Source organism: Bacillus sp. BD48 (genome assembly GCF_046566805.1).
In the GTDB taxonomy this organism is placed as follows: domain Bacteria; phylum Bacillota; class Bacilli; order Bacillales; family Bacillaceae; genus Bacillus; species Bacillus safensis.
Map to the genome: position 1 here is coordinate 157,554 of NZ_JANGFM010000001.1, position 13,723 is coordinate 171,276.

Genomic DNA, 13,723 nt, shown 5'->3' on the forward strand with positions numbered 1-13,723 from the left:
CAAGCAGTTCTCATTCTCATAATGTAAGAGTGTACGAGAATGGATAGCTGGAATGGAGGGCATCACATGTTTGGATTTTCTATGGTGCAAATGGTCAGAACACATGCTAGTAAACTAGATCAGCCTTTAAGAGAGACCGTTCTTCACCTTTATAAACCTTTTAAATGGACGCCATGCTTTCTTCATCGTTTTTTCGAAGGCAGACTGAAGAAGAAAAAGAAACTTCGTGTGATCATTGAATTTAATGAAGGTGCAGCCGAAGCAGGGATTCAAAGCACAAAACAGCTCATGAAAAAAAGCAGAAAAACAAATATAAAACGACATTTCTCACATATCAATTGCTGCGCTGCTGATCTAACGCCTGCTGCTTTAGAAGAGCTATTAGCAAACGGTGAGCATATTCGTAAAATTTATTTAGACCGGAAAGTTCATGCGCTGCTGGATGTAGCAACACAAGCAAGTCATGCTGAAGAGGTCATCCGAAACGGGACAACTTTAACCGGGGAAGGCATTACGGTCGCTGTCATTGACACGGGAATCTATCCGCATGAAGATTTAGATGGGAGAATTCGTGATTTTGTAGATTTCGTCAAACAAAAAACAAAGCCTTATGATGATAATGGCCACGGTACTCACTGCGCGGGAGATGTCGCTGGAGATGGAGCCGCCTCAGACGGCTTATACAAAGGACCTGCCCCAAAAGCAAATCTGATTGGTGTGAAAGTGTTAAATAAACAAGGCGCTGGATCACTTTCTACTATTATAGAAGGGGTTGAATGGTGCATACAGTTCAACGAAGACCACCCCGATGATCCGATTCATATTATCAGTATGTCGCTAGGCGGCGCTGCTCAGCGTTACGATGACGAACAAGACGATCCAATGGTGCGTGCTGTCAATGCTGCTTGGGATCAAGGCATTGTTGTATGCGTCGCTGCCGGAAACTCTGGTCCTAACAGCCAGACGATTGCAAGCCCTGCTGTCAGTCAAAAAGTCATTACGGTTGGAGCCTATGATGACCGGAATACACCAGAATCAAGCGACGATATCGTGGCACCGTTTTCAAGCAGAGGGCCAACTGTTTATGGGGAAGCAAAGCCTGATATCCTCGCACCAGGCGTAAACATCGTTTCTCTCAGATCACCAAGATCCTTTCTGGATAAACTCGATAAATCAAGCAGAGTCGATGAGGATTATACAACGTTATCTGGCACATCGATGGCAACACCGATTTGTGCTGGTATTTGCGCTCTACTGTTAGAGCATTCACCAGATTTAACGCCGGATGATGTCAAAACCTTGTTAAAAGAAAATACAAGCAAGTGGTCTGGGGATGACCCGATGATTTATGGAGCAGGTGCAATTGACGCAGAAAAAGCAATCAAAGAATAAAGAAAAAAGCCCTTTACGTTTATGCGTAAAGGGTGTTGTTTGTCTCGTTTTTATGTGTGAAGTCTTTCATCTACTTGAGCAGCTGACATGTTATGCTTCGTTCTCATACATCTCATCTCCTTTTTGAATGTGCGTACGCGCTTCGATCACAATTTCAAAAAAAGTGGAGGATTCCTTGTACATGTCGCGTTCCTTATAATAATTAGCCGCATCAAGTGCTAATTCCTCTAAATCAGCAAACATTTTTTTATTTCTCAGGCCAAAAAGTGCCGACCTCAATTGCTCACAGCCGTCTTTCTCTATATAGAGTGCCTGCAAAAATTGGAATTTCAACTGATAAATTTCATCTTCCAATACACAAGCCTCGTTCATTCCAGTAGATATGGCCTCGCCTGCCCGCTGAATATCTCCGAGTTTAAACCAAGTGAGGGCAAGTGAAAACAACGATTTGATCATCGTGGATGCTTGATCTTTTTGATAAAGTGAAATGGCTTGTTCAAAAAAGACAGTCGCTGTATGGTACGTTCCCATACTATAATGACAAGTGCCTAAGTTATTAAGAGCCATCGCTTTAAAGTAAGATGTGCATTCTTTTTGTTCCATCGCTTCACAGACCTTTAACGCTTTTTCTAAATAAGGAAGCGCTTTTTGATACTGATTGACATCAATCCAATTACCTGCCATGACAAAATCACATTGAATGCTTCTTTTTCCATAAAGCTGATGTTTCTTATAGATGTCTCTCGCCTTTTTAGCATAGTGCATGGAGAAATAGGTTTGTTTCATATGATAGTATACTTCTGCGATTTTATAGTAAAATTCTGCTTTTTCAATCTCATCTGTCACTAAAATCAGTTGATGTTCCGCATGCTTGTAATACGAAATGGCCTCGATATACCGGCGCTGGATAAACGCATACATTCCATGAAAAAAATGAAAATAATAGCCGAGTAAGCCTGTCATCTCATCTTCTGCATCGTCAATTTCTTTAGGAAAGGACACTGCTTGAAGCGTTTCACTCCCTGCATGGACTGGCGCTAAGTGCTGAAGCATCATTTGATGGCGAAAATCCATTAGAGAATAATATAGGAGTAAATCTTGATCCTCTTCCATATCATGAATTTCTTCTTCAACAAGGCGCTTCATGCCGTTTGCCTGTTCAACTTCAAATTTGCAAATATGCGTGTACCATTGATTGATCTTTACACCTACTTCGGAAGATGGTATTTTGTGTGCCATCCACTTCAGCCCCATTCTATCATATCAAACTGATAACTATTATTTTACATAATTTATGTTTTCAAGGCAAATTGTAAGTTATTACATATTTTATGTTCAAATCGCATATTCCTATCTTTTTTACCAAGTTTAAATAGAGTACTTTTGCCCATCAAAACCTTTTTTTAAGAAGACGGATCGAATTCTCTTAGTACTTCTTTTAACGCATTGATATAACGTCTGAATGCTTTTTTCTTTCCTTTTCTCGTATCAAAATTGTCAAAAAAAGCTTCTCTTTGCGCTGTACTAATTTCTAGCTGAACGCTTTCACCACTTGCATTTCGATTATTTATATTTTTGGGATCTGTACCAGAAAGCCGTTCGCCTTTTTGTACCATTTCTGCGGAAAATCCTCGATCTTTTAGTTCTCGCACAACCGCTCTTTGCATTTTTTCATTTGTGCCGCCAACGAGCGTGTGTCTTTTATCACTTTTATAGCCGTGGATGGATATTGAAAAGGGATACGTTTTAATCATTTGAACCAAAATGGGTTCATCAAACTTGGTACTCGTGATATGCAGGTCCCGGTTATTGTCTTTCTTCGTACCTTCAAACAAATACGTAGAGTACCTTTCTTGAAAGGCTTCTACAATTTCACTTGTTCCTGGTTCAATTTCACCTCCATGAGGAGAAAATACAAGTAAATCACTTCCGCCCTTTTCGTGAAATTCTATCTCATACCCTTCTCTTTCATATCGTATGAGCTGTTTAAAGCTTTCATATTGATCACCTTGTTTTCGCTCTTTTTGATACTTTTCTACCTCTTGATGATGCTGCTTTTGCTCTTTTTTTTCTTGAACAGAATGGCTGCATTTCACCATTATAAGAGCACACAGGATAAGAAAGATGAATCCACATATTAGTAGCCTTTTCATTTCACCGCTCCTTTTTTCTCTTAGGTGTCATCTTACCGCAATATTTTACTATTAATGGCTTAGAAAATTCAAAGGTTGTCCGGCTCATTTGAATGAATCAGGAGAACTTACCTGTTTTTAATATCATCTAGGTACTTCAGAGGTCTTTGAATTTTTGTTGTGTACATAAAAACTAAATCGTATGACCTCATTTCAATTTTAGTTAAAACCACCTACAAAAATGGCAATATTACTCTTTTTTCAAACAAAAAAGCTGTAAACAAAAGGAGTGTCCCCTTCTATTTACAGCCAGTCTCTGTATATCATCATTATATTCTTAATTCATTCTCTAAAGCTGACATTACTTCATCTTGCGTTAGTCCCTGTGCAAGTGAAATCTCACTCACTAACATGCCTCTAGCATCTTCAAGCATCTTCTTCTCACTTGAATTCAATGCTTTCTTCTGATTTCGTCTCATTAGATCTTTGACAACGTCTGCACCATCTTCGATCGCACCTGTTTTTAGCTTTTTCAGATTTTCATCATATCTTTGCTTCCAAGTAAGCGTGTCGTCGTTTGTTTCTTCTGCAAAATTGTTCATCACAACTTTCAGCGTTGCTTGATCTGCAACCGGACGTATACCTAGTTGATTGATTCTGCCTTTTGGGACCATCATCTGCATATTCGGCATTTGAATCAGAAAATATTCCTGCGTCTTACCTAAAATCTCTTTTTCTTCCATTCCTTCAATCACACCGGCTCCATGCATTGGATAAACAATTTTATCACCTATTTGAAACAAATCCGCCACCTCCGAAAGTATTCACAATATCATTATAACACATTTCATCAGAGGATAAAAATTTATATTTTATCATGTTATTTTAGCACTAGTCAATTATTTTTATTTGAGTTTTTTCAGAAAAAGCCTTTTTTTACAAAAGAAGCGAGAGCATCCAGTCCTCATGACTCTTTCTTGCATATACTAGCATTGAGTCACATTTAGGAGGGATGACAATGTGCAAATGCAAGTGCAAACATTCCCACTCAGACTGTCATAAAAAGCATGACGATCATCACCATGAGGATCCATGTAAAGAAAAAAAGTTTCATCATAAAAAAGATAAATGGTTTGAGAGCGATTTTTGGGATACTTCTCGAAGCTACGATCCCTGCTATTTTCCTAAAAGTGTCTGCAGCAGATGTAAAAAGCGTCGTAGAAGAAGACATAGCTACACCATTTAAGACTTGACGCTTTACCTGCTTTTTCTTTTCCCGGCTGAAAAGCCGGTTTTTTTTCTTTCATATGGATAGGCTCATGAAGCAGATCTGTCTCATAGGATATGGCAACCTGACATAAAGGATGAGATATACATGAACGATATGAACAGCCAAATGAATCATTATCACCAAGGAAACCCCTATCACACATTTGAAAATGTGTATACAGCCAATCATGAGCATATGGTCGCGCCAAACATGCATGATCATATGAATATGCCAAACCATTATCATAGCGGCAAAAAAGATGTGTATAACGCGCACCATCCACATCATCATTCAGCCTATTCAGCGTTTCCAAATCAGCATGATTCCTTTTCAAAGCATGTTCCAATGAAAGATCACCACCATCTAGGCCATTATGGTGGATACGGGATGATGCCATACCATCCATACGGATATCAAGATATGCATATGATGATGCCAACAAACCAGCAAATGGCAGGCCATTTTTACGGAATGAATCAACCAAATGCATTTCTTCCCCGCTATTACTAAAGAATGACAAAATAAGGGTATAATATACCATTTAATACCATATGGTAATATGGTAACATTATAGGTAAATAATGGGTGTAATCATCTATTATTTACCTATATTCAACAAGGGGGAAGGAAGAAATGAAAAAAACATGGACAATTCTTATGATGGGGATGCTCACATTGGTTATGGCACTGTCAGTACCGCTTTCTGCATCTGCTGAAGGAGCCAAAACAGAGGAAGGCAAAGCATCAACCAATGCAAGACCAGCTGCACTTTACGCAAAAATTACAGGAGCAAGTAAGCAGGAATGGTCTTTTTCTGACATCGAGCTGACGTACAGCCCAAATTCTGTTCTAAGTCTTGGTGCGGTTGAGTTCACTCTGCCAAAGGGTTTTCAAGCAACAACTAAAGACATTATGAACGGAAAAGCATTAAAAGACAGCTACATTTTGAACAACGGCCAAACGGTCCGTATTCCGCTCAGATTGGATTTACTTGGAATTTCCAAATATACATTAAAGCTTTCACATAAAGTACTTCCTGCTGCAGGTACATATACGTTCCGCGCAGAAAATCGAGCACTCAGCATCGGTTCCACATTTTATGCAGAAGATACGATTGATATTAATACACGACCAGTTGTGGTCACACCGCCAGATCCTTGCGGTTGCTAAATAAAAAAGCGCTCTAATAAGAGCGCTTCAGATTGTTGACAAAGGGCTAAAATGATCTTTATTTTAGCCCTTTGTCTTCTTTTCAGCGTGATAGAAAACCTTTCAGCGTGATAGAAAACCTTTGCAGTCTAGGAAGGACGAGCACTGGCGCGGAGCGAATTTGACATTCGTGAGCACCAGCGCGCAGGACTGACAAAGAATGCGAGGGTTTGTCTACACGCTGAAGCGCTCTAATAAGAGCGCTTTTTTTATATCACATCACCCGTTTAAACATTTTCTCCATCTCATATATCGAGTGATGGATGATGATTGGCCGGCCGTGCGGACAGGTGAATGGATCCTTCGTTTGCCGAAGTTCATCTAATAAGGCTTTGATTTCATCATGACGCAAATGACGATTTGCTTTAATTGAGCCTTTACAGCTCATCATAATCGCCGCTTCTTCTCTCAGTTTCTTGATATCAACACGCTTTTCATCAAGCACTTGCTCTATAATCTCTTCGATCAGTTCAGACTCTTCACCTTTCGGAAACCACTGCGGATGCGACCGAACAATGTAGCTTCCTGAACCAAAGGGCTCTAAGAAGACACCCACTTTCGCTAGAATATCCATATGCTCTTCAATAATCAGTATATCGTTTTTTGAGTAGTGAAATGTTAAGGGGACGAGCATTTCTTGCACTTCCTGTTCGATCTCTCCCACCTTCTCACGATAATACTCATACTTAATTCGCTCTTGAGCTGCATGCTGGTCGATGATATAAAGCCCTCGTTCATTTTGAGCTAGAATATATGTGCCGTGCATTTGCCCAATTGGATACATCACAGGGACGCGTTCATTTTCTGGAATTCCTTCTGTCACTTCTTCGTGCAGTACCGTCTCTACATTTTCAAGTGAAGCGGCGGATTCCTCTAAATGATTACGCTCAGATGAGGCTTCTTCATAAAATACTGGTGATGATGCTTCCGTCTTCTCTTGTTTCGGTATTCCGTATGCTTCGGTATGACTTGTCTCGTATACGATCGATTCGAGCGGCTCCGGCTGATAGGATAGCGGTTTTTCTGGTGGGCTTTGGTTTCCTTGTTTCGCATCGAAGGTTAAGGATTGCTGCTCATTTTTCACAGCTGGCATTGGTGCTTTTTTTGGCACAGAAGCACTTGGAATGAGCTGCTGCTTTTGAAATACTTCCTTAATCCCTTGTTTAATCAGCTCATGAAGTTCCTGCTCTTTACTTAGTCTCACTTCAAGCTTTGAAGGATGAACGTTCACATCCACCAAAATTGGATCCATCTTCATCTCAATAAATGTAATTGGATGACGGCCAATCGGAAGCAGCGTGTGATAACCTTCATGGATCGCTTTCACGAGCGGAAAATGTTTGACATATCGGCCGTTTACAACAGAAGACATATAATTCCGTGATGCTCTCGTCACTTCTGGTAAGGAAATATACCCTTTTACTTCAAAATCAAGTGATTGTACGTGTAGCGGCAGCATTTTTTTGGCCACAGCTGTCCCGTAAATGGCTGCAAGTACATGACGCACATCCCCGTTTCCATTCGTCTGAAGCAGGACTTTCCCTTGATGACGCAAGCGGATTGATACTTCGGGATGAGCTAGCGCAATTCGATTAACCACATCCGATATATTGCCAAGTTCCGTATGAACGGTTTTCATGTATTTTAGGCGGGCTGGCGTATTGTAAAATAAGTTGGTGACCACAATCTCCGTGCCTCGGCGGCCAGAGGTTTTTTTCTCTGAAATGATCTTCCCGCCTTGCAGAGCTAAGTGTGTCCCAGCACCTTCACCAGTACTTGTTTTCATTTCTAGATGAGAGACGGACGCGATACTTGGCAGCGCCTCTCCTCTGAATCCGAGCGTTCTCACACGAAACAGATCATTTTCATCTTTGATTTTACTTGTTGCATGACGCTGGAAGGCGAGCTTACAATCTTCAGCATCGATTCCAACACCATTATCAATAATCCTAATAGAAGAAAGACCTGCTTCTTCTACATCGATTTCAATCACTGTACTTTTTGCATCGATCGCATTTTCCACAAGCTCCTTTACAACAGAAGCCGGACGCTCGACCACTTCACCTGCAGCAATTTTATTGGATAGGTCATCGGATAACTGAATAATCTTTGCCATTTCTGCTCACCTCACCTTACATTATAATTTCTTTTGCAATTCATACAGCTTTGTCATGGCGTCAAGCGGCGTCATATCCATTAAGTTGAATGACTTTAATTCGTCGATGACCGCTTGATCTTTCTGTTTTAGGGCAGCTTTTGGCTGCGGTTTTTCTTCTACTTCAAAGAAAGATAGCTGCTGTTTTTCTTCAGTCTTTTCTGCTTTTGGTGCTGCAGATACGCGCGGGGTCACGTCATGTGATCCACTCTCAAGCTCAGTTAAGATCGTCTGGGCTCTATTAATGATGGCATCAGGCAATTCAGCAAGCTGTGCTACATGAATACCATAGCTTTTATCAGCTGCACCTTCTTTGATTTGATGTAAGAAAACGACCGTGCCTTCATGCTCTTCAGCTCGTACATGAACATTTTTCAGCTCGCTTAATTGAGATTCAAGGACCGTGAGCTCATGGTAATGTGTAGAGAATAAGGTTTTAGCCCCAATATGATCATGAACAAATTCAATGATCGCCTGTGCAAGAGCCATTCCATCATAGGTGCTTGTCCCACGTCCAATTTCATCAAATAAAATCAAGCTGTTTTTCGTTGCATGCACCATCGCATTTTTTGCTTCAAGCATCTCTACCATAAAAGTACTTTGACCAGAAATCAAATCATCTGCTGCACCAATACGTGTAAAGATTTGATCGAAGATTGGAAGCGTCGCCTTTGACGCAGGCACGAAGCAGCCAATCTGCGCAAGAATCGAGATGAGCGCCATTTGTCTCATATACGTACTTTTCCCTGACATATTCGGTCCAGTAATGAGTAAGGTTTGTCTGCCTTTTCCCATATGGCAGTCATTCGGTACATATTCCTGGTGATCCAGCACTTTTTCAACGACAGGGTGACGGCCATCTTTGACATCTACTTCATCCTCTGAGAATTCCGGACGGATATAACGGCGCTTTTCACTAACAGTCGCAAAGCATTGAAGCGCATCCAGCTCACTCATTTGTTTTGCAAGCAGCTGTAATCTAGGAATATAGCCTTTCACTTGCTCCCTGAGAGCTGTAAATAGTTCATATTCCAATTCGTTAATATTTGATTCTGCTTCAAGAATTAGTGCTTCTTTTTCTTTTAATTCAGGTGTGATATACCGCTCTGCATTAGCAAGCGTTTGTTTTCTTTCATAACGCCCTTCCTCCAGCAGATGTGTATTTGCGCGTGTCACTTCGATATAATAACCAAACACTTTATTAAAACCGACTTTTAAGGAACGAATGCCGGTATATTCTCTTTCCTGCTGTTCAAGCCGTGCAATCCAGTCCTTTCCGTTTCGGCTGGCATCACGGTATTCATCTAATTTTGCATTGTAGCCATCTTTAATCAAATTGCCTTCTTTTATCGTCATTGGCGGATTCTCATAAAGTGCATCTTCTAATAAATCTAGCAAGTCGCCACACGGATCAATCTCATTCGCTCTTGATTTAGCCATTTCCTCTGGTAATGAATGAACGAGTTGTTTAATATCCGGTACTTGTTTTAAGGATTCCTTGAGCTGGATGAGATCACGGGCATTCACGTTGCCAAATGCTACGCGGCCCGCTAAACGCTCAAGATCATATACTTGCTTTAATCGTTCGCGCAGATCCTCTCGCTCAAAGAAATGATCCATCAGAATCTGCACCATTTCCTGACGCTCGTTGATTTGCGAAAGACGAATGAGCGGCCGGTCGATCCATTGCTTGAGCAGTCTGCCGCCCATCGCTGTTTTTGTTTCATCTAACAGCCATAATAAAGAGCCTTTTTTGCTTTTTGAACGAATGGTTTCTGTTAATTCAAGGTTTCGTTTTGAGTAAAGATCGATTTTCATCGTTTGTTCAAGCTCAAACACTTGAACTTTTTGAAGGTGATCCAAGCTTCTTTTTTGTGTTCTTCTTAAATAGGCATATAGCGTTAAAAATGCCGTTTTTAACTTTTCATCTAGATGGGAAACGAGCCGTTCAGCTTCATCTAATAATTCATCACTATCTTCGTATGAAATGGTCGCTTGGCAGCGTTCTTTAAGTGTTTTGACTGTTTCCTCATCCAGCTGCTTTGACACCACAATTTCTTTTGCACCGACAGAATAAATTTCTGACACGACTTCTTCTAATCGATCGATGAAAGCCGCCATATTTTCACCTGTTGATAAATCAGACAGCGCAAGACCGTACCCATTTTGAAAGCTGGTAACAGACGCAATAAAGTTGTTCTCGTTTTCACTTAATCCTTTACCATCCATAACGGTACCTGGTGTAATCAGTTGAACGACTTCCCTTTTAACTACACCTTTTGCCGTTTTAGGGTCTTCCACCTGCTCACAAATGGCGACTTTGTAGCCTTTTGAAATCAACTGTTCTATGTATGCAGAAGCAGAATGATAAGGAACGCCGCACATTGGAATTGTTCCGCCGTCTCTGCTTGTTAACGTAATTTCTAGTTCTTGCGCGGCTTCTTTTGCATCATCAAAAAACATCTCATAAAAATCGCCTAAGCGAAAAAATAAAAAGGCATCTTGATAATCTGCCTTGATCTTTAAATATTGCTGTATCATGGGCGTATAACTTGCCATATTTCTAATCCCTCACTATATTACTTTCGAATTCATACCATCTAACATTATAGCATAAAAAATCACCTTTTTTCTCCTAGTACAGGCACAAAAAAACTAGGGGGATATGCGCCCTAGTCATTCATTACTCTTCTGGATCACCTGCTAGGAATTCTGGATGAATATCCTCTAACTCCTCATCCACTTCTTCTTCCCACTCGTGATCATCTTTTTCTTTCCAGCTTGAATTGACCTCTACAACAATTTTTGTTTCACCGACTACCTCAGCAATGAATTCACGCTCTGCCTGAACGATAATTTTATTGCCATTTGGAGAAATGGTCACTTCTAAGCAATTGGGCTGCTGCAATACTTTCGCAATCACTTCGTGCTCATCATCAAGGAAATTCTTATCTTTATATCTCAGTTTAATGATGTCTACATACTTCACACGCTCTGTGACGACTTCTGTTTTCGTGTTGTCAGCGTAAGAGTACCATACGTTAATATCAAATGTTCCTTCGATCTCAACGGTTTTACCGACCTTTTCAGCATCATACTTATGATTAATGATCCAACCACCTAGGATGCTGGTTGGTTTTTGCGATGGAGAAATGGTGTGTGTGCTTTGGGTGAATTTCCTCCCTTTTGCAACCACCGCTTTTGTAATAATTTCTCTGTATTCAGACATTCCGGCATGCCTCCTTGTTCTTGATCGTTTTATCTTATGCTGGGCATTCGTCTAGTGTGTCACGATTTTGAACTTCATGTTCAATTAAATTCATTTCTGTTTCAGTGTATGCATGGTCGCCCATAAACTTGCCTTGAAAATTGGAAAAGTTGGAGAGTGAGAGGTTTGGAGGCGATGAAGCATGAAAAAGAATAGGGAGCGCTTTTCGAAAAATGGTAATAGGAAAGCAAAAAACCCCGCATCTGCGGGGTTTTCTCATTTAATGGAGCAACTTGGTGATGAGTTTTTCACTTTTGAACCGGTTTCTCCTAATAAGAGGTCACCGCCGGTTGAAAGAATGATTTCATCTGTTACTTGATTCGAAATCGTGTGCGCTACAAGCTGAAGCAGGGAATTGACTTCTGTTTGTGATTCTTTGAATTCTTGAATTACTGGGATGTCATCCAGTTCTTCCTGCAGGGCATCGATTTTTTCTTCGACTTGTTTTAAGGCTTCATGTTTGCCGTAATGCTTTAAATTTACAGCTTGTTTTTGAAGCGCCTTAATTTGATTAATGATCGTTGAAATTTTTGTATTTTCATTGATTTGCGCTTCTGCTTTTTTGAAGAAATCAACTTCTTCAGTTTCAGAAATCATTTTAGCGAGCTCTCTTGCGCGCTCGACAATCTCTTTCTTTGAATAAAGTGTCATTTTAATTCACCTCGATAGCTTCTCCAACCATTTCTCCGTCAAGAGACCAAGTTTTGGCTTGTGTGATTTTCACTTTGACGATGTTGCCAATCGCTTCTTTTGGTGCTTTAAAATTCACAAGCTTGCTTTTACTTGTATATCCGGCTAGGATCTCAGGGTTGTTTTTACTTTCACCCTCTACTAATACTTCGACAATCTGCCCTTCATATTCCTTCATTTTTTTCGCAGAAATTTCATTCACAAGTGCATTTAGGCGCTGGAGACGTTCTTTTTTCACACGCATTGGCACGTTGTCTTTCATTTTCGCTGCCGGCGTTCCTTCTCTTGGAGAATAAATGAACGTATAAGCGGCATCAAACTCAACCTCGCGATAGAGGGAAAGTGTTTCTTCAAACTGCTCATCTGTTTCATTTGGGAATCCAACAATAATGTCCGTTGTTAATGAAGCATTAGGCATAGCTTCTTTGATTTTGCGCACAAGATCAAGGTAACGCTCACGATCATATTTTCTCGCCATAAGCTTCAGCACAGAAGAACTTCCGGATTGAACTGGCAGATGAATATGATCGAGAAGGTTTCCGCCCTTGGCCAGCACTTCAATTAAGTGATCGTCAAAATCACGCGGGTGACTTGTTGTAAAACGGATACGCGGAATATCAATTTTTCGCAGCTCATCCATCAAGTGGCCAAGACCATATTCCATATCTTCAAAATCTTTTCCATATGCATTCACGTTTTGTCCAAGAAGGGTAATTTCCTTATATCCTTCTGCCGCTAGACGTCTGACTTCTTGTATAATTTCATCTGGGCGGCGGCTTCTTTCCTTACCGCGCGTGTAAGGCACGATACAGTATGTACAGAATTTATCACAGCCGTACATAATGTTCACCCAGCCCTTGATTTTACCTTGACGTGCTCTCGGAAGGTTCTCAATCACGTCGCCTTCTTTTGACCAAACCTCAATCACCATTTCTTTTGAAAGGTAGCATTCAGATAACAGCTCTGGCAGGCGGTGAATATTGTGCGTGCCGAAAATCAAGTCAACAAATGGGTGTTTCTTCAAAATACGATTGACGACAGATTCTTCTTGTGACATACATCCGCAGACACCTAAAATTAAATCTGGCTTTTCACGCTTTAATGCTTTTAAATGTCCAAGCTCTCCGAACACTTTGTTTTCCGCATTTTCACGAATAGCACAAGTGTTTAATAAGATGACATTCGCATCTTCCGTTGAGTTTGTTGGTTCATAGCCAAGCGCCATAAAAATACCAGCCATCACTTCTGTGTCATGCTCATTCATTTGACAGCCATATGTGCGAATATAAAACTTGCGGTCGTTCCCTAACCCTTGAAACTGCTCGTCAATTTGAAATTGATTGTATTCGACTTCTTCTTTACCCCGTTTTTTTGCATCTTTTAAGGAAGGCGGAATGTACACAGCTTCAAAATATTTGCTGTAGTCCTTCTCGGATTTTTTGTCCGATGAACTTACTTGTCCGCTCGCTTTTCTCTGCTCTTCATTCATGAATTTGTACTCCTTTCAAACCAAGTTCCACCCTACAGTATAGACTATTTTGTGATGAATTGAAAATAAATCATATGCGGTTCTTCTATGAAAATTGCCTATTAGTCATAACCATTTT

At 40.5% G+C, this 13,723-nt stretch carries 11 protein-coding genes; 3 read left to right on the forward strand and 8 right to left on the reverse strand.

The genetic code is table 11. From position 1 onward, the window contains the following. The first annotated feature begins 66 nt into the window (after positions 1–66). Positions 67–1,392 (forward strand): S8 family peptidase, encoded by a 1,326-nt coding sequence (locus ACLGGR_RS00860; RefSeq protein WP_410972323.1) that lies wholly within the window; start codon positions 67–69, stop codon positions 1,390–1,392. Positions 1,393–1,482: 90 nt separating this feature from the next. Here ACLGGR_RS00860 and ACLGGR_RS00865 read toward each other — a convergent pair whose 3' ends face one another. The 3 genes from ACLGGR_RS00865 to ACLGGR_RS00875 form a co-directional block, all read right to left on the reverse strand. Then, entirely contained in the window at positions 1,483–2,631 is a 1,149-nt protein-coding gene (locus tag ACLGGR_RS00865; RefSeq protein WP_251215401.1) for a Rap family tetratricopeptide repeat protein, read from the reverse strand. 164 nt (positions 2,632–2,795) lie between these two features. Further along, positions 2,796–3,545, reverse strand: a complete 750-nt coding sequence (locus ACLGGR_RS00870) for a poly-gamma-glutamate hydrolase family protein (RefSeq protein WP_323646735.1) — start codon at positions 3,543–3,545, stop codon at positions 2,796–2,798. A gap of 308 nt (positions 3,546–3,853) precedes the next feature. Next, positions 3,854–4,327 (reverse strand): CarD family transcriptional regulator, encoded by a 474-nt coding sequence (locus ACLGGR_RS00875; protein ID WP_048239848.1) that lies wholly within the window; start codon positions 4,325–4,327, stop codon positions 3,854–3,856. Positions 4,328–4,899: 572 nt separating this feature from the next. On the opposite strand from ACLGGR_RS00875, the gene ACLGGR_RS00880 reads away from it, so the two are divergent. After that, positions 4,900–5,304 (forward strand): hypothetical protein, encoded by a 405-nt coding sequence (locus ACLGGR_RS00880; protein ID WP_142944862.1) that lies wholly within the window; start codon positions 4,900–4,902, stop codon positions 5,302–5,304. A gap of 123 nt (positions 5,305–5,427) precedes the next feature. After that, on the forward strand, positions 5,428–5,964 hold the full coding sequence (gene bslA, locus ACLGGR_RS00885) for a biofilm surface layer hydrophobin BslA (protein WP_410972324.1): 537 nt from the start codon (positions 5,428–5,430) through the stop codon (positions 5,962–5,964). Between the two features lie 253 nt (positions 5,965–6,217). Here the strand turns inward: bslA and mutL are convergent, their stop codons facing one another. The 5 genes from mutL to miaB all read right to left on the reverse strand — a co-directional run bounded on the left by mutL (position 6,218) and on the right by miaB (position 13,605). Beyond that, positions 6,218–8,119 carry a DNA mismatch repair endonuclease MutL gene (mutL, locus tag ACLGGR_RS00890; protein ID WP_410972325.1) on the reverse strand — a complete coding sequence of 634 codons (1,902 nt, stop codon included), beginning with the start codon at positions 8,117–8,119 and terminating at the stop codon, positions 6,218–6,220. Positions 8,120–8,140: 21 nt separating this feature from the next. Beyond that, positions 8,141–10,717, reverse strand: coding sequence for a DNA mismatch repair protein MutS (gene mutS / locus ACLGGR_RS00895; protein ID WP_410972326.1), 2,577 nt, complete (start codon positions 10,715–10,717; stop codon positions 8,141–8,143). A gap of 124 nt (positions 10,718–10,841) precedes the next feature. Then, the gene (gene cotE, locus ACLGGR_RS00900) at positions 10,842–11,387 is read right to left on the reverse strand and encodes an outer spore coat protein CotE (RefSeq protein WP_003212450.1); all 546 of its coding nucleotides are present in this window, start codon (positions 11,385–11,387) and stop codon (positions 10,842–10,844) included. A 255-nt stretch (positions 11,388–11,642) separates the two neighbouring features. Further along, on the reverse strand, positions 11,643–12,077 hold the full coding sequence (gene ricA, locus ACLGGR_RS00905) for a regulatory iron-sulfur-containing complex subunit RicA (RefSeq protein WP_047202216.1): 435 nt from the start codon (positions 12,075–12,077) through the stop codon (positions 11,643–11,645). Between the two features lies 1 nt (position 12,078). Further along, complete coding sequence (gene miaB / locus ACLGGR_RS00910; protein ID WP_410972327.1) at positions 12,079–13,605, reverse strand: tRNA (N6-isopentenyl adenosine(37)-C2)-methylthiotransferase MiaB; 1,527 nt, start codon at positions 13,603–13,605, stop codon at positions 12,079–12,081. Positions 13,606–13,723: the final 118 nt, after the last annotated feature.